The sequence below is a fragment of the Pseudoalteromonas sp. NZS100 genome (genome assembly GCF_015864815.1).
GTDB classification, from domain to species: Bacteria; Pseudomonadota; Gammaproteobacteria; order Enterobacterales; family Alteromonadaceae; genus Pseudoalteromonas; species Pseudoalteromonas distincta.
Genome location: NZ_JADYWM010000024.1, coordinates 42,631 through 59,314 on the forward strand (window position 1 = coordinate 42,631; position 16,684 = coordinate 59,314).

Sequence of the window (16,684 nt, forward strand, 5' to 3'; positions counted from 1 at the left end):
GCCAGCGAATATGTTGGTAAAAAAAGAAGTTAGAATGACGAAAAAATTGCTGCCACTATCTGTTTCAAAGCTCGCACCGAGTATTTCTACTAATCACGTACATACGTGTATGAGCAATCCATACCCCGAGCAACTAACATTTATAGGCCAACAACGCGCCCAAAGTGCCTTAGATTTCTCTTTAGGGATGGAACTGCCGGGTTATAACGTTTATGTAATGGGCGAGGCTGCCCATGGGCGCTTTACGCTTGTTAAAGATAAACTTAAGCAACATGCAAAAGACCGCCCAACCCCAAACGAATGGTTATACGTAAATAATTACGATGACCACAGAGAGCCTATCGCGTTGTTTATGCATGCAGGGCAAAGCAAGCAACTTAGTGACGACATAGATTCATTTTTAGATGAAGTACTCGACACATTTCCTGCTGCATTTGATAACCCAGGATATCAACGCAAAAAAAAATCAATCGACCGTGAATTTAACGACGCCTACGACAGTGCTATTACCGCAGTAGAAATTGCGGCATTTGAGCAAAGTGTTGCATTAGTCGAAGAAAAAAATTCAGTTGGGTTTGCACCGCTTGTAGATGGTAAACAATTAAGCGATAGCGAATTTGGCGAACTTGAAGAAACGTTACGCGAAGAGTTTTTTGAAAAAATTGAAAAGCTAGAAGATGCATTAATAGAAGCGTTAATTGAGCTGCCACGCTGGAAGCGCGAATCAAAAGAAAAGCAGCGTAATCTTAAAAAGTCGACTGCAGAGCAGGCCACAAAACCGCTTTTAAAAGACTTAGAACATAAATATGCAACTCATATTGGTGTACTGCGTTATTTAAAAGATATACGCGTTGAAATTATAGACGCGGTACTTGAATGGCTCGATGACGAAGACGAAAGCGAAGAAAGCAAAGAAGACTTTGATCGTAAAGGGATGCTTACCGACTTTTTTGCACCTAATATTTTAGTTGAGTTTAAAGAAGACGATGCAGCACCCGTTGTGTACGAGCCCAATCCAACATTTGGTAATATATTTGGTAAAATTGAGTATTCCACATCGCAAGGGTCTTTAATTACCAGTTATCGTTCTATTCAGCCGGGCGCATTGCACCGTGCTAATGGCGGTTATTTAATTATGGATGCTGAAAAGGTAATGGCTAACCCTCAAGTGTGGGATGGTTTAAAACTTTCGCTTAAAACGCATCAAATTAAAAACGACTTACCGTATCAAGATAGCTCAGTAGGCAGTAGTTTTACACTTCGCCCGCAGCTTATACCGCTTGACGTGAAAATTATTTTATTAGGCTCGCGCGAACTGTATTACACCATAGGTGAATACGATGAAGAGTTTGCAGAGTTATTTAGAGTATTAGCTGACTTTGATTACTACTTACCAAGTAGCGATAAATTACAGTACCAATTTATAACTAAAGTAACCGAGTACTGCGAGCAAACATTAAAGTGCACTACCACGCAAGCTGCTATGGTGCGTTTACTTAAGTTTAGCTACCGCCAAGCAGAGCATCACAATAAGCTTTCTGCGCGCTTTGCTGATGTACTTGAATTAGTTGCAGAGGCAAGTTACTACGCAAAACAAGATAAATTAACTGTTATAGATGCGCATCATATTGATGAAGCCATTGAAGGTAAGCAATACCGTACCGGCCAAATTAGTGAAAACATGCTAAGTGATATAAAAGAAGGTCACACACTTATTGCAACCGACGGCCAAGCCATTGGTAAAGTAAATGGCTTAACCGTATTACACATTGGCGATACCTCTTTTGGTACCCCTGCGCGTATTACGGCAACGGTTTATGCTGGCGCCGATGGCGTAATAGATGTTGAACGTGAAGCCGAGCTTGGTAAAGCAATTCACTCAAAAGGGGTAATGCTACTTACCGGTTATTTAGGTAATAAATACGCGCAGCACTTTAGCTTAACGCTTAGCGCTAATATCGCTATTGAGCAAAGCTACGGTTATATAGATGGCGATAGTGCATCTTTGGCAGAGTTGTGTGCGCTTATTTCGTCTATTACAAGCCTACCTATTAGCCAATCAATTGCACTGACAGGCTCTATTAACCAACATGGTGATGTACAGGCTATTGGTGGCGTAAACGAAAAAATAGAAGGCTTTTTTAAACTGTGTAAAATGCGTGGCTTAACAGGTTCGCAAGGCGTTATCATTCCTAAATCAAACCAAGTTAACTTAGTGCTTGATGATGAAATACTTAATGCAGTTGAAGCGGGTAAATTTAATATTTACGCAGTTGAAACCGTAGACCAAGCGCTTAACCTGTTAATGGATATAGAAGCTGGCGATATTATTGATGGCCAGTATCCAGAAAACTCAGTAAACGGAATTGCGCTTGCTCGCCTTAAAGAAATTGCCGACATAGTTAATGGCGATAACGATGACGAAAAAGACGAAGAACTAGATAACGAAAAAGGTTAATAATGATCAATATAATTTTGGCGGTGGTTATCGCCATTTTTTGTTTTTTAATATTTCAAAATAGTAAAAAAGCAAAACAACAAGCAGGCATAAATGCACAAATAGGGGCAGATTACTTAGCCGCTAACGCAAAAGTAGAAGGTGTAGTAGAAACAGCTTCTGGCTTGCAGTACAAAATAGTACACAAAGGTGAGAGTGAAAACACACCAAGCCCAACAAGTATGGTTAACGTGCATTACCACGGCACACTAATCGACGGCACGGTGTTTGACAGCTCAGTAGAGCGTAAAACACCGATTAGCTTTGGCTTGCACCAAGTGATTAAAGGCTGGACTGAGGGCTTACAACTGATGAGCCCAGGCGATAAATACACTTTTTATGTACCGCACCAATTAGCGTACGGCGAAAAACGTGTAGGAAGTATTCCTCCTGCTTCAGTACTTATTTTTGAAGTAGAGCTACTGGCAATTGAGTCTTAGTGATTAAATAACAAGGAAGTAAATTATGAATAAAGATGAATTACTTAAAATAGCCAAAGGTGATATTAACTTTACCTTTCAATCTATTATTTATGCATTAGCGCTGTGCTTACTCGTTGCAGCTGTTTTTTTACTAGAGATGAGCGTTAACCTACAAATGGGTTTAATAGTTTGTATTATCGGTGTGTTTGGAATGACTATTTATAATAATTTAAATACTCGTCTAAATGCAGCCCTTGCTCTTATTGCGCTCTCACAAGATAACCAAAGCACTAAGTAAGCAACGAGTTAGTTTAATAAATTGGTATAAGCCCTACTTTACTAAAGTGGGGTTTTTTGCTTTTAGCTAACAATAAAATTTACTCAAGGATTTTAATACGAGGTCGATACCCATAATAGTTACAAAGCTATTTTAGGGATAAAATAATGAAGATTTTAGCGGCTTCCATTCCATACCAAGTACACAGCTCAAATACTCAACCTTTAGCGCAATCAGATAAACTAACTGTTGAAAAAGCGAGTGAAGAAAAGAGCGAGGAAGAGAATGAGGAAGAGCCAAAATATGTGTTATCAAAGTTTTTAGATACCAAAGCACAAGAATACAGTGAAGATAACGCAACGTTTAGCAATCAGTATAAAAACCTAGAAAAAGTATACAAGCACTTCACTGGGCGAGTTATTGCGCTGCAAGAGCAAATTAATAAACTTAAACAAAGCCCCGTACAACGTAGTTTAACTATAAATACTTCTGCAAATGAGCTAAATAAAAGTGATGCGAGTTTAACTTTAGATGCAGAGCACCTAGGCTCTAAAAAATATAAAAGCACGCAGCAACAAGAGCAGATAGATATGTTAGAGCTGCAATTAGGGGAGTTAAAGTCAGAGCAAGCAGCAATAAAACAACAAATGGTTGAGCTGGTTATTAGTGAACTAAAGAGGCGGGGCGACGACTATACTATTTAGCGCCACCAACATGCTGGTGGGCTAGCTTTTAAACTCAATTTTACCCACTTCAAGTTTAAACTTACCTTCTTGCTTGCCTGCAATCATAAAGCCTAGGTGCTTTATATCATCAAAATCAATAATCGGTTGTTGCTCAAGCACGCGACCGCGATACGTTAAAGTAAAATCACTCGGAGCAAAGTTTATATCTACCCATTCATTTTTTACTGTTTTAAATGAGTGGGTGTACGCTGCGCCATCAAGGTAATTGGTAGTTCTGAGTCTAAGCTGATAGGTTTGTCCATCGCCTTTAACACGCAGTGCTATAGCTTTAGTGTTTTGGCTTTGTGTATTTAGCTCTGTACGTATTGATGCAAAACCGCCGTTATTATCAAGCGAAACATTGCCTGTAAAAAGCAAACTTTCTTGAGTTTGTGTTACTTGGCTATTAGATACACCGCCCATTACTGAGTCGTTAACAACGTACCAGCGCTGGTTTGCATTCGCTTGTGCACTTACAACTAATAAATTAAATACAAAAAGTGATGATAGTTGTTTGGTGATCATGGCTTACTCCTAAGTACTTTAAGCTTATCAATATGGATAAACATATTATTTGTTCACTTATTTAAAGCTAATTATTTTTACGGCTCCATTTTTTCATGATTTTTTCAAACATAATTTCTTTATCAGTTTTATCCTCAGGGCATGGTTTACCGCTACCTTGAGGCATGCCATTACTACCAAATACGGTGGAAGTATCAATTAAATAGCATTTACCGTTAAATTTTTCTAATCGTCGTGTGCCTGTTGTATTTTGGCTAATAACTTCTGAATTATCAGATTTTACTGGTGTTTTAACTGTAGGCTTATTGTTTATCTCTTCATTTTCAGAGTTTTTATCTTCACCAAAGGAGACCATTTTTTTATGAGTCATATTATTTACAGGAGAGCCAAATAGCGGCGCGTATGGATTTAGCTTTTTAAATGTTTGAGAGGCTTTTGTTGTAGGCTCTGAAGGCTCGGCTACCTGGGGAGCAACAGGTTTTACAGGGTCTTTTTTAAGCTCTGTTTGTGCCTTTGGTAACGTGATGGTTTTGGCTTGCGTTTTTTTAGTTACCCTTACTTTGGCTTTTGTAGAATCTTTTTTTATAGGTGTAGTGTTAGAAGTCGCTGAATTTGGTGCATCAGTTTTAGTGTTTACAGGTTTTATATCAGGCGCATTGGTTGTTGTAACAACTGAGCTTGGCTTAGGTAGGCTTGCTAAATTAACCGTAACATAGGCCTGTATTATTGCGTTTTTTTCCTCCTTTGGCGGTGCAACTTTAATAGATTGCGAAAACAAAAAGTACAACACAATAGCGTGTATACACAACGAGCTAACCCACGGCCATGCATTCCCTTTATTCACATCAAACCCTCAACTTAATAGTGCTGTTAAGAGTCAATAAAATACATTTAGTTCACCTAAAGTTAATGTGTTTTACTTTGTGGCTTTATTGCAGATACAACAAAACTATTTTGCAGTTTTTGTTGTTTTTGCATGTGCTTGGTTACGTTATTATGAGCGCAATCAAACTTAGGAGGCATTATGACATTACTTTTTGAACCAATAGAACTTGCAGGTAAAACATTAAAAAACCGTATTGTTATGCCCCCAATGACTCGCTCGCGTTCAACGCAGCCTGGCGATATAGCTAACGACTTAATGGCAACATATTACGCACAGCGCGCAAGTGCCGGACTAATTGTAAGCGAAGGCACACAAATTAGTGAGCTTGGTAAAGGTTACGCTTGGACTCCGGGTATTTATTCAAATGAGCAAGTTGCAGGCTGGAGTAAAGTAACAAGCGCAGTACATAGCGCTGGTGGAGTTATGTTTGCTCAGCTTTGGCATGTTGGCCGTGTTACCCACAGTGACAACACCGGTGGCGTGCAGCCTATTTCAGCATCGGCCATTGCTGCAAAAGACGTAAAAGTATTTGTAGATACAAACGGCGCACCGGCGTTTGTAGACACCCAACTCCCACGCGAAATGAGCAAACAAGATATTGCGCATGTCATAGGCGAATTTCGCCAAGCAGCTAAAAATGCAGTTAATGCAGGGTTTGATGGCATAGAGCTTCATGCTGCAAATGGTTACCTTATTAATCAATTTTTAGACTCAGAGTCAAATGCTCGCACCGATGAATATGGTGGCAGTGTGCAAAACCGAATGCGCTTTTTAATTGAAGTGGTACATGCTGTTAGCGACGAAATTGGTAGCAGCAAAGTAGGCGTAAGACTTGCCCCGTTAACAACTCTTAATGGCACAGTAGACGAAAACCCTGAGGAAACTTACTTAGCGGTTTCTGAGGCATTAAATAAAGCCGGTGTAGGTTACATGCATATAGCCGAAGCCGATTGGGATGACGCACCTTTAATGAGTGTTGAATTTAAAAAATCGATTCGCAAAGCCTACAGTGGTGTATTAATTTACGCAGGCAAGTACACAAAAGAGCGCGCAGACAAAGCACTTAGCGAAGGCTGGGCCGACATGATTGGTTTTGGTCGCCCGTTTGTATCAAACCCAGACTTACCAGCACGCTTAAAGCAAGGCAAGCCTCTTAACAGCCACAACCCCGACACTTTGTTTGGTGGTGCAGAGCAAGGCTATACCGATTATCCAACGGTATAATTGCTAGTAAGTAATAAACATTGAGTAAAAACATGAAGGGCTGCATTTTATGCAGCCCTTTTTTGTGCACTGATTCTATTAGCTTTATCTTGAGCAAAAAATAAAAAACGCGTAAGTTAACCGGGTTACCTATTTTAATAACAAGAAAATAAATGAAAGCCACAGAAATAGAACAATTAGAATTATCAAATTCTGAAACCCGAGAAGTTATTACACCCTACGCTTTTAAAATTGACAGTGCTTTACTGGGCTTGCCTTTAGCTACGCCAATTCGGCGTGCACTAGCGATTATTATTGATGTTGCACTGATATTTTTAGCAGCCAAACTCAGCGCGGCTTTAATAGCGTTTGTTGCTGCAATGGCTTTTTATAAAGGTACGGCACAGCAATACCTTCCAAAAATGTCGAATGTGTGGCGAAGAATCTTAAAAATAACGGCAGCAAGTATTTTATTTGTAAGCGCACTGACTGTGCTTTCAATTGGCATAGATTACCTAGAAGACGATAACGCTGATCAAGGTTTAGCTGTTCAGGGCGTAAAAATACAAGATGAAATTCAGCTTACCGCCACAGAAAAACAACAGGTAAATACTTATTTAGCGCAAACAGCTGATGAAAGCTGTGAGCAACCTTGCCAACAAAACGCGTTTGATAATTTAATTGGGCAAGTTCCCAAATTAGCAGAAATGGATGACCTGCAAAACCCACAACTTGCTACCGTACTTTTACAGCTATTGGTGCTCAGTGAAAATAACGAAATAAAGCCTGCACAGTTAATAGAAGAAAAACCTGCACAAACAAGCACAAATAGTATTTTGCAGTGGAGCAAAGGCATTATTCAAGACTTGGGCTTAGGTTTTGGCTGGGCTGCTGTTTACTTTACCTTGTTCTCGTTACTTTGGCGCGGCCAAACACCGGGTAAAAAGGTTTGTAATATCCGTGTTGTAGCCCTAAGCGGCGAGCCATTAGGTTTATTAGATTGCTTTGGTCGCTACGGCGGCTACGGCGCAGGCTTTGCCACAGGCTTGTTAGGGTTTTTACAAATATATTGGGACCCAAATAGACAAGCCATTCAAGATAAAATATCAGCGACTGTGGTTATTAAAGGTAACTTGAATCAAGTTGTAAATGTTGAAACGGTAGAAGAGACTGTAAAAAGTTAAGTTTGCTCTTATTAATTACAAGGATGGTTATGAAAGCTTTATTAATGGCGTTTAGTTATCTGTATTTTATTACAGCTTCGTATGCGTCAGAAAATATTGTGTTAGCAAAAAAACATCAGCTTAAGTCTATTATTTTAGGTGAGCAGCGCAGTTATAGTGTTTATTTACCGCCAAGCTACAAGCAAAACCTCGAGCGAGTATATCCTGTTATTTACCTGCTTGATGGCGACCCAACCCATTTAAAAGCCTTAGCGGGGCTTGTTGAAGCACTCAGTACTGAGCGGCTAGAAAAACAAATTCAACAAGCAATTATTGTCGCTGTTCCAAACAGTAAAAATGCGATAAGAGAGCGCGACTTTACCCCTACCAATGTCGATTGGACTTTTAACGGCAAGCTACTAGAAAAATTTGAAAACATTGGCAATGCCGCAAACTACACCGCTTTCTTTGAAAAAGAACTTATTCCCTTCATTAATAAAAATTACCGTACATCAAATAAGCGGGTATTAATTGGGGAATCTTTCGGCGGCTTGTTCGCAAGTTATGTTTTACTTACAAATCACTCTTTATTTACTGATTACTTAATTATTGATGCAACCTACCTTTGGGATAATAATTATCTCAATCGTTATTTTGACGAACAACAACTTATAAATAAGCAACTTAAAGGCAATGTATATTTTACTTTTGCTAATAATGCAGCTTTTGGTGAAATTGGAGAGACTAATTATAAATGGGGCTTAGAGCTTGCTAAAAAACTAAAAGCGCACCCGAGTAATAGTTTATATATAAATCAACGTTACTTTGAAGAAGAAACTCATGGCACGGTGGCAGCGCTTAGTTGGTACTATGGTTTAAAAAGCTTATTACAAAAATAAGTTTTAATTTATATACTAGGTTAGTGAAAGGAGTGATTTTGGGTATATTGTTAACGAAATTTAGTAGTGAAAAATTAAAAGGGAATTAAATGAGTAATAATTTTAATGAGGCTATAAAGGGCTTTTTTTGGGGGATAGGGTTTGTAATAGCAACACTCGGTGGTATCAGTGTGTACGCGCTAACAATAGCTGCAGAAGTTGATAGTGGCTTTAAAGAGCAGGTATCAAATAAAGCATTGGAGGGCACTGACGACTTAAATAGTGATTATAAACTTACCCTTTCTGATATCTTTAAAGAAAATGGGCGAGTAAGAATAACTGCCGAGTTAAAAAATATCACCAATGAAAGCATATATGCAGGTGGTGTTATAGCATCTACATTCGATAAAAACGGAAAGTTTGTTGGTAATTGTTTAGGTAAAAGTGATGACATTTTTATAGAACCAAATAAAAGTAGCTATATTGATATTCATTGTAATCTACTGAGGCCACAGGTGAGCAGAGTACACTCAGCAAAGCTAAAGTTTAAGTGGTTTTGATAGTTGCTGTAAACTACCCCCATAGAAAGCAAAAAGCATAACGAGTAGTTATGACTAAAAAGTTATTTAGTTGGGAGCGAGGACGCCAATAGTCGGGTTACGATAAAATGTTACTATGCTGTATGCTAACTTCATTTAAATTTGATACTTAATTAAACTCCCGCAAGTAAGTGAAATAAAGTCGCATACCGATAAAGTTAAAGTCGGTCGGCATTTAGGCTCAATCTCAATATTGTATTGATGTATGCCGTTAAAGGTGGTGAGTTTATCTGTGAAAATCCAATTATAAATTACAGTCGAGTTTAACTTTTTAAACCTGATATTGAGCAACACCAAGCATTAAAAATAGAACAAAGCTCGTTATATTTTTAGCATAGGCTAGATTAAAAAGTAAATTTGCGTAGGTTGGGTAGAGCGAAGCGAAACCCAACAATAAACACTTTTTTAAATAGCTGTCCACCGACAGCTATTAATTTTAATTCACTTTCTCAACCTAACCCCAAACCCAACAACTCCCATCAACAACACAAATCCCCACACAAACACATTGCCGTATTGGCTGTACACGCTGTCGCCTTTTATAAGCTTAATTTTGGCTTTCAATATGGTAGCTTCAAACTGAGGCATGGTTTGTTGAGTGTGGCTTATAGGGTCGTATACGGCGCTTACACCATTGTTAGTAACACGCACTAGAGGGCGTTGTAGTTCGAGCGCGCGCATACGGGCTATTTGCATGTGTTGCAAAGGCCCAATAGAGTCGCCAAACCAGGCATCGTTACTTACAGTAAAGAGTAGGTCGGAATTGCTTTTGTAATTACCGCGCACTAAGTCGGCAAAAACAATTTCGTAGCAAATAGCAGGGAGTAAGTTATAGCCATTGGCGCGCAAGTTGTTTTGCACTTTGTCGCCACGGGTAAACGATGACATAGGCAAATCGAATAATGGGGCAATAGGGCGCAAAAAGTCCTGAAACGGTACAAATTCGCCAATAGGTAGTAGCTGATGTTTTTGATAGCGGTTTTTATCAAGGTAATGGTAATGCCCATGCTCGTCGCCGCGTTCTTTATTACCGACCACAATAAGTGTGTTAAATATATTTTTGGTATCTCGCTGGTAGTCAACAATACCGGTTACAAGGGCGGTTTGATTAAACGAGGCGGCACTGTCTAAATTGGCTAGGTAGGAATCGGCAAGCATTTCTATTTCAGGCACTGCGGCTTCTGGCCATACTATTAAGTCGGCATCCCAATGTGGACGTGTCATGTCTTGGTATTTGCTCATTGTGGTCCAAAACTCACTTGGCTCAAAGCGCAGGTGTTGCTGTATGTTACCTTGTACGAGCAATACTGACATGTTTTTATCTGTGTAATGAATGCTGCCTGTGGTATTTGCGCCTGTAAAAATAAGCGCAACAGCTGTCGCAGTAACCGCCGGGGTTTTAAAATCTTTTTGGGTAAGTCTATATAGTGCAAAGCCAATAGCCACACACGTTAGTGTTAAGCCAAACTCGCCAATATAAGGGGCAAGCAGCCTTAAAGGTCCGTCGGTTTGTGTGTAGCCAAAACTTAACCACGGGAAACCGGTAAGTACGGTGCCACGTAAATACTCACTAATTGCAAAGCAGGCAATTAATAATGCGCCAAAGCTTTTAGGGCCACTGGCAAAGCGTGTAGTTGCCCAAAAGGCAAGTGCGGGAAATAATGCTAAGTATGAGCACAAAAAAGCCATTAACGAGAGCGACGCTACAAGCGGCATACCGCCAAAGGTGGCAATAGAAACATGTACCCAGCTTATACCTGCACCAAACCAGCCTAGGCCAAATATAAAGCCATATTTAGCGGCGGTTTTTGCGTGTGCTTTACCTGTATTATTGGGATTAATGCAAAAAATTATGGCGCCAAGACTAATAAATACGATGGGCCAAATTTCAAAAGGGGCATAGCCAAAAGTTAAAACAAGGCCCGCAACGAGTGCGAGCCATGCTTTTTTATCTTTTGCTAATAGGGTAAGTCTAGTTAGCAGTTTCTTCACTGTCGTTATCATCAGCCTTAGGAACGGTGACTTGCAGTTGCAAAATACGACGATTGTCGGCGTTGGTTACTTTAAATTGGTAACCTTCTATGTCAATCGTTTCACCACGGCTTGGCATATGGCCAAATGCGTGCAGTACAGTTCCGCCAATAGTATCGGCTTCGTCTGTGCTGTAGCCTGTTTTAAAATGCTCGTTAAAGTCATCTACAGGAGTGAGTGCTTGCACTACGTGGACATGTTTAGCAAGTTGACGAATATCTTGATGTTCTTCTTCTTCGTCGTGCTCATCTTCGATTTCGCCAACAATTATTTCAAGAATATCTTCAATCGTTACTAAGCCCGATACGCCGCCGTATTCGTCAATAACAACAGCCATATGGTAGCGTTGCTGACGGAATTCGTTTAGCAATGTATCAACACGTTTGCTTTCAGGTACTACCATTGCTGGGCGTAAATAATCGCGTATTGATGGTAAATGCTCGTCTTTATTTAAGATCAGTGGCAATAAATCTTTAGCGAGTAAAAAACCTTCTACATGATCTTTGTCTTCAATCACCACTGGAAAACGTGAGTGAGTTGAGTCAACCATCATTGGAATTAGTTCTTCAAGCGGGCTGTCGATCTCAAGAGTGATCATTTGTGAGCGCGGAACCATTATGTCTCGCACTTTAAGCTCAGACACGCCAAGCACACCTTCTATCATCTCTTTTGTTTCTGGATCGATTACGTCTCGTTCTTGCGCATCGGCAATAACTTCGACCAGCTCTTCTCTATTCTGGGGTTCCCCTTGCAACATTTGGGCTATTCTGCCCAACCACGTTTTGCCAGAAGAACCCTGGCTAGATTGCGAGTTACCGTCGCTCATTGCGTCTAATTGCTCCGTTAATTTAAATATCGTCCCGGTATGGGTCTGCTATGTTTAGCTCTGCAAGTAATTGCTTTTCGATGCTTTCCATCTCTAAAGCATCGTCACTCTTTATATGGTCAAATCCAAGCAAATGCAAGCATCCGTGAATAACCATGTGAGCAAAGTGGTCATGAAATGACTTCTCTTGCTCAATTGCTTCAGCTAATACAATGGCTGGGCAAATAATTAAATCACCAACCAAAGGAATATCTATTCCTGGTGGTGCTTCAAATTCGAACGACAGTACGTTGGTCGGTTTATTTTTACCGCGATAGTCGTTATTAAGTTGTTGCGATTGCGCTTCGTCGCTAATAACGATACTGAGTTCGGACTCGTCACGGTATTGGCTAAGGGCTTTGTCGGCCCATAGTGCAAATTGTTCTTCGCTTGGGAGGTTGTCAAACTCACAGGCTATTTGTAAATCAAGTTCGGTTGTCAAAGTATTACTCTTTAGTAGTAGGCTGTTGAAGAGCAGCGAGTGCGTCTTTTGCATTTTGCTTTTCAATGCGCTTAAGTCGCTCGCTTTCGTCGTTACGCTCGTAGGCTTCAACTATGCGTGCTACAACAGGGTGACGTACTACGTCGTGGGCTTTGAAGTAGTTAAAGCTAATTTCGTTTACGCCATCAAGTACTTCAATTGCATGGCGAAGGCCTGAGCGTGTGCCACGAGGTAAATCGACCTGTGTAATATCGCCTGTAATCACCGCTTTTGAGTTAAACCCTATACGGGTTAAAAACATTTTCATTTGCTCGGCGGTGGTATTTTGGCTTTCATCTAAAATAATAAAGGCATCGTTTAAAGTACGTCCGCGCATGTAAGCAAGCGGTGCGACTTCGATGATATTTTTTTCGATGAGCTTTTCTACTTTTTCAAAACCTAGCATTTCAAAAAGAGCATCGTAAAGAGGGCGCAGGTATGGGTCTATTTTTTGACTTAAATCGCCAGGTAAAAAGCCAAGCTTTTCGCCAGCTTCTACAGCAGGGCGCGTTAGTAATATACGGCGTATTTCTTGGCGCTCAAGAGCGTCGACGGCGGCAGCAACTGCAAGGTAAGTTTTACCAGTACCTGCAGGGCCAATACCAAAGGTAATGTCGTGGTTTAAAATATTAGCCACATAAACACCTTGGTTGTCGTTACGTGGTTTAATAACACCACGGCGGGTTTTAATAACCATTTCTTTGCCATAAGCGCTGCTGGATGCATCTTGCTCTAAGGCTTTTGATTCGGTAATAGCTAAATGAACGGCGTCGGGTTCTATTTCGCCTAAAACACCACGAACTGGCTGAGTATCAACATAAAGGTTTTTTAAGATTTCTACAGCGCCGGCGCAGTTGTGTAGTTTACCGGTTACTTTAAAAAAGTTGTCACGGTGAATTATTTCAACAGCCAGGTGGCGTTCAATTTGTTTGATGTTTTCGTCAAACGGGCCACATAAAGAAGATAGGCGTTTGTTATCGGCAGGTTCTAAATAAATCTCTAATGTTTTTAACTGATTACTCAAAATTGCTTCCTATAGTACTGCGCCAGCGTTAACTGGCGCTAATTGTGTGACTAAGGAACGAAAGTAGCTACGCCAATTTCGTTAACAGTGTCTGGTTTTGGCTCTGCAGCTGCAGCTTTAGTTAAAATAGCTGAAGGAGCGACTTCACGTCGTAAATTCATTTCTGATTCTGTACGAATTAAGTCACCACGTAAAGAGTTAGGTAATGCTTCGGTAATACGTACATCAACAAACTGTCCGATCACTGTGTGCGGGCCAACAAAGTTTACTACACGGTTGTTTTCGGTACGGCCACGTAATTCCATAGGGTTCTTCTTAGAAGGACCTTCAACAAGTATACGTTGCTCTGTATCGAACATTTGACGACTAATTTGCTGCGCCATTTGTGTAATACGGTTTTGTAGTAAGTATAAGCGTTCTTTTTTCTCTTGCTCTGTTACGTCATCCGGCAAATCTGCCGCTGGCGTACCTGGGCGTGCGCTGTAAATAAAGCTAAAGCTCATATCAAAACCTATGTCGCTAATAAGCTTCATGGTTGCTTCAAAGTCTTCTTTGCTTTCGCCTGGGAAACCAATAATGAAATCTGACGACATGCTTAAGTTAGGACGAATTTTACGTAACTTACGAATTGTCGATTTGTATTCAATTGCCGTATGACCACGTTTCATTAGGTTTAATATACGGTCTGAACCACTTTGTACTGGTAAATGTAAGTGATCTACAAGCTCTGGTACATCGGCGTAAACGTCGATTATATCTGGGGTAAATTCTACCGGGTGCGATGTGGTGTAACGAATACGGTCAATACCATCAATAGCTGCAATAAGACGAATTAAATCAGAGAAGTAACAAATTTCGCCATCGTGCGTATCGCCGCGGTATGCGTTTACGTTTTGACCTAAAAGATTTACTTCACGTACGCCTTGCTCTGCAAGTTGTGCAACTTCAAGTAGTACGTCATCTACTGGGCGACTAACTTCTTCACCGCGGGTATAAGGTACAACACAAAAAGTACAGTACTTAGAACAGCCTTCCATAATTGATACAAACGCAGATGGGCCATCTGCTTTTGGCTCTGGCAGGCGGTCAAATTTTTCAATCTCTGGGAATGAAATATCAACAACCGATGAGCCTTTGTCGCCTTGCACTTGTTTAATCATTTCTGGTAAACGGTGTAGCGTTTGCGGTCCAAAAATAACATCTACAAATGGCGCACGTTGGCGAATAGAGTCACCTTCTTGTGAGGCAACACAACCACCTACACCAATGATTAAATCTGGCTTGTCGTCTTTTAATAACTTCCAGCGACCTAATTGGTGAAATACTTTTTCTTGTGCTTTCTCACGAATTGAACAGGTGTTAAGTAAGATTACGTCGGCATCTGTTGCATCTTCAGTTAGCTGGTAGCCGTTGGTGGCATCTAAAAGTTCAGCCATTTTCTGAGAGTCGTATTCGTTCATCTGACAACCCCAGGTTTTAATATGCAGCTTTTTGCTCATTGAAATATAGCCTCGTGTTCAATTCGATAGTGGCACAAAAATGTGCTTGAAACAGGATTAAGGAGCAAGCATGCTCACTTAAAGGAGGCGTATTTTAGCTGGATACCCGTCCAGATCCAAGTATAGTTTTCATGTTTGTGATCTCAAATCAATACGAGGCGAGTTTAATCAGCAGTTAGGGATATCCTCTGGTATAAAACAAATTAATTTTGATACAATCAAAACAGACTCAAGTAATAATAAAATGATGAAAAACATGACTAAAAATAATGTGATAGTAGTTGGTGGTGGCATGGTTGGCGCGGCTATGGCGATAAAGCTTGCTCAACAGGGCTTTGGCGTACGCATAATCGAAAAACACCTAATAGACCCATCACAGATTCTTAGTAGTGATAAGGTTGATATTAGAGTGTCGGCTATTAATCGTTTTTCAGAAAATTTACTTGATGAATTAGGAGCAATGCCGCTTTTAAGACAAAACCGCATAGCGCCTTATCAGCAATTAGAGGCATTTGAGCGCGGTGGTGATAATTTATTGTTTGACTGCGCCGATATAAACACCACGCATTTAGGCCACTTAATTGAAAATAGTTTAATTCAAGCAAGTTTATGGCAGCAATTTGATCATTATAAAATTGAGGTTATTGAGCAAGCTACACCTATTACTAAAATAGAGCAAACGGATGATTTAATTACGCTTGTGTATGGAGCTCAAACCTATACCGCTGATTTAGTGATTGCAGCCGATGGCGGACAATCGCAGTTGCGTGCTAAAGCTAATATAGGAATTACCGGCTGGCAGTATCAGCAACATTGCATGGGGGTATTAATTAAACTCGATGCGCCGCAACAAATAAAAACATGGCAGCAGTTTACGCCAAGTGGGCCACTCGCATTTTTGCCAATGCAGGCACCATACGCTAATTTAATTTGGTACGACGATGCAAATACACTGCAAGCATTTAAAGGACTAAACCCAGCTGAGCTAAAAATGCACATACTTAATAAATTTCCTGAACTTGCTGGAGACTTTGAAGTACAGACTCATGCAATATTTCCGCTTACTCGCCAACATGCTAACAGCTATTCACAAGGGCGCTTAGTTTTAGTCGGCGATGCAGCTCATACAATAAATCCGCTTGCAGGGCAGGGTGTAAATTTAGGTTTTCAGGATGTAGTGGCACTTGCTGAAGTTTTAGACAATGCAGCGGATATAGGGTGCCCGTTAACGCTTAAAGAATATGAGCGAGCTCGCCGTAAGGCTAATTTATTAATGATGAGCATGATGGACGCCTGTTACTTTGGCTTTTCTAACCAAGTTGCGCCACTTAAATGGGCACGTAGCCAGTTTTTAAAAATGGCTAATAATACGGGGCCGATAAAAAACTGGGTTTTAAAATACGCAATTAGCGGTGACTTAGGCTAAATTTAAAGTAGAGATTAAAAAGGCTCATTTATGAGCCTTTTTTTATGTCTGTTTTTTAAGTGAACAAATAGTGACCCAGTTATATTAAATAAAATTTTAATTTGACTAGGGCGTGTTGATCTTTGTGGTATGAAAAACAAACAGCATGAAGATAAGGTATAATTGAATTCGCCAGAAAACTTT

16 protein-coding genes are annotated in these 16,684 nt (G+C 40.2%); 9 read left to right on the forward strand and 7 right to left on the reverse strand.

The window, feature by feature from the left end; translation table 11 throughout:
* Positions 1-34: 34 nt before the first annotated feature.
* From I6E69_RS18450 to I6E69_RS18465, 4 genes are all read left to right on the forward strand, one after another.
* Positions 35-2,458: a Lon protease family protein gene (locus tag I6E69_RS18450; protein WP_231619819.1), complete on the forward strand. Its 2,424-nt coding sequence runs from the start codon at positions 35-37 to the stop codon at positions 2,456-2,458.
* 2 nt (positions 2,459-2,460) lie between these two features.
* Positions 2,461-2,937, forward strand: a complete 477-nt coding sequence (locus tag I6E69_RS18455) for an FKBP-type peptidyl-prolyl cis-trans isomerase (RefSeq protein WP_039489326.1) — start codon at positions 2,461-2,463, stop codon at positions 2,935-2,937.
* 25 nt (positions 2,938-2,962) lie between these two features.
* A complete protein-coding gene (locus tag I6E69_RS18460; RefSeq protein ID WP_002958531.1) occupies positions 2,963-3,217 on the forward strand; it encodes a hypothetical protein in 255 nt (84 codons plus the stop codon).
* A gap of 146 nt (positions 3,218-3,363) precedes the next feature.
* On the forward strand, positions 3,364-3,900 hold the full coding sequence (locus tag I6E69_RS18465; RefSeq protein ID WP_197121858.1) for a hypothetical protein: 537 nt from the start codon (positions 3,364-3,366) through the stop codon (positions 3,898-3,900).
* Between the two features lie 21 nt (positions 3,901-3,921).
* Here I6E69_RS18465 and I6E69_RS18470 read toward each other — a convergent pair whose 3' ends face one another.
* Together I6E69_RS18470 and I6E69_RS18475 are read right to left on the reverse strand one after the other, a co-directional pair.
* Complete coding sequence (locus I6E69_RS18470) at positions 3,922-4,446, reverse strand: CIA30 family protein (RefSeq protein ID WP_197121859.1); 525 nt, start codon at positions 4,444-4,446, stop codon at positions 3,922-3,924.
* Positions 4,447-4,513: 67 nt separating this feature from the next.
* Positions 4,514-5,290 (reverse strand): hypothetical protein, encoded by a 777-nt coding sequence (locus I6E69_RS18475; protein WP_197121861.1) that lies wholly within the window; start codon positions 5,288-5,290, stop codon positions 4,514-4,516.
* Between the two features lie 180 nt (positions 5,291-5,470).
* On the opposite strand from I6E69_RS18475, the gene I6E69_RS18480 reads away from it, so the two are divergent.
* The 4 genes from I6E69_RS18480 (at position 5,471) to I6E69_RS18495 (ending at position 9,136) form a co-directional block, all read left to right on the forward strand.
* On the forward strand, positions 5,471-6,556 hold the full coding sequence (locus I6E69_RS18480) for an alkene reductase (RefSeq protein WP_197121863.1): 1,086 nt from the start codon (positions 5,471-5,473) through the stop codon (positions 6,554-6,556).
* A gap of 152 nt (positions 6,557-6,708) precedes the next feature.
* On the forward strand, positions 6,709-7,719 hold the full coding sequence (locus tag I6E69_RS18485; protein WP_197121865.1) for an RDD family protein: 1,011 nt from the start codon (positions 6,709-6,711) through the stop codon (positions 7,717-7,719).
* Positions 7,720-7,748: 29 nt separating this feature from the next.
* A complete protein-coding gene (locus I6E69_RS18490; RefSeq protein WP_197121867.1) occupies positions 7,749-8,597 on the forward strand; it encodes an alpha/beta hydrolase in 849 nt (282 codons plus the stop codon).
* Between the two features lie 89 nt (positions 8,598-8,686).
* A complete protein-coding gene (locus tag I6E69_RS18495; protein ID WP_039489341.1) occupies positions 8,687-9,136 on the forward strand; it encodes a hypothetical protein in 450 nt (149 codons plus the stop codon).
* 480 nt (positions 9,137-9,616) lie between these two features.
* Here the strand turns inward: I6E69_RS18495 and lnt are convergent, their stop codons facing one another.
* The 5 genes from lnt to miaB are packed head-to-tail and all read right to left on the reverse strand — an operon-like array spanning position 9,617 to position 15,075.
* The gene (gene lnt, locus I6E69_RS18500) at positions 9,617-11,167 is read right to left on the reverse strand and encodes an apolipoprotein N-acyltransferase (protein ID WP_197121869.1); all 1,551 of its coding nucleotides are present in this window, start codon (positions 11,165-11,167) and stop codon (positions 9,617-9,619) included.
* Positions 11,148-12,032 carry a CNNM family magnesium/cobalt transport protein CorC gene (gene corC, locus I6E69_RS18505; RefSeq protein ID WP_002958541.1) on the reverse strand — a complete coding sequence of 295 codons (885 nt, stop codon included), beginning with the start codon at positions 12,030-12,032 and terminating at the stop codon, positions 11,148-11,150. Before corC ends, lnt begins: the two co-directional genes overlap by 20 nt.
* 22 nt (positions 12,033-12,054) lie before the next feature.
* A complete protein-coding gene (ybeY, locus tag I6E69_RS18510; protein ID WP_002958542.1) occupies positions 12,055-12,513 on the reverse strand; it encodes an rRNA maturation RNase YbeY in 459 nt (152 codons plus the stop codon).
* A gap of 4 nt (positions 12,514-12,517) precedes the next feature.
* Entirely contained in the window at positions 12,518-13,576 is a 1,059-nt protein-coding gene (locus I6E69_RS18515) for a PhoH family protein (protein ID WP_002958543.1), read from the reverse strand.
* A 50-nt stretch (positions 13,577-13,626) separates the two neighbouring features.
* Complete coding sequence (gene miaB / locus I6E69_RS18520) at positions 13,627-15,075, reverse strand: tRNA (N6-isopentenyl adenosine(37)-C2)-methylthiotransferase MiaB (RefSeq protein ID WP_002958544.1); 1,449 nt, start codon at positions 15,073-15,075, stop codon at positions 13,627-13,629.
* A 256-nt stretch (positions 15,076-15,331) separates the two neighbouring features.
* On the opposite strand from miaB, the gene I6E69_RS18525 reads away from it, so the two are divergent.
* On the forward strand, positions 15,332-16,501 hold the full coding sequence (locus tag I6E69_RS18525) for an FAD-dependent monooxygenase (protein WP_231619821.1): 1,170 nt from the start codon (positions 15,332-15,334) through the stop codon (positions 16,499-16,501).
* Positions 16,502-16,684: the final 183 nt, after the last annotated feature.

Excerpts from the sequence above, each read along its gene's own strand:
- I6E69_RS18450 (WP_231619819.1), top strand. The coding sequence starts at position 35 with ATGACGAAAAAATTGCTGCCACTATCTGTTTCAAAGCTCGCACCGAGT.
- I6E69_RS18455 (WP_039489326.1), top strand. The coding sequence starts at position 2,461 with ATGATCAATATAATTTTGGCGGTGGTTATCGCCATTTTTTGTTTTTTA.
- I6E69_RS18460 (WP_002958531.1), top strand. The coding sequence starts at position 2,963 with ATGAATAAAGATGAATTACTTAAAATAGCCAAAGGTGATATTAACTTT.
- I6E69_RS18465 (WP_197121858.1), top strand. The coding sequence starts at position 3,364 with ATGAAGATTTTAGCGGCTTCCATTCCATACCAAGTACACAGCTCAAAT.
- I6E69_RS18470 (WP_197121859.1), bottom strand. The coding sequence starts at position 4,446 with ATGATCACCAAACAACTATCATCACTTTTTGTATTTAATTTATTAGTT.
- I6E69_RS18480 (WP_197121863.1), top strand. The coding sequence starts at position 5,471 with ATGACATTACTTTTTGAACCAATAGAACTTGCAGGTAAAACATTAAAA.
- I6E69_RS18485 (WP_197121865.1), top strand. The coding sequence starts at position 6,709 with ATGAAAGCCACAGAAATAGAACAATTAGAATTATCAAATTCTGAAACC.
- I6E69_RS18490 (WP_197121867.1), top strand. The coding sequence starts at position 7,749 with ATGAAAGCTTTATTAATGGCGTTTAGTTATCTGTATTTTATTACAGCT.
- I6E69_RS18495 (WP_039489341.1), top strand. The coding sequence starts at position 8,687 with ATGAGTAATAATTTTAATGAGGCTATAAAGGGCTTTTTTTGGGGGATA.
- corC (WP_002958541.1), bottom strand. The coding sequence starts at position 12,032 with ATGAGCGACGGTAACTCGCAATCTAGCCAGGGTTCTTCTGGCAAAACG.
- miaB (WP_002958544.1), bottom strand. The coding sequence starts at position 15,075 with ATGAGCAAAAAGCTGCATATTAAAACCTGGGGTTGTCAGATGAACGAA.
- I6E69_RS18525 (WP_231619821.1), top strand. The coding sequence starts at position 15,332 with ATGACTAAAAATAATGTGATAGTAGTTGGTGGTGGCATGGTTGGCGCG.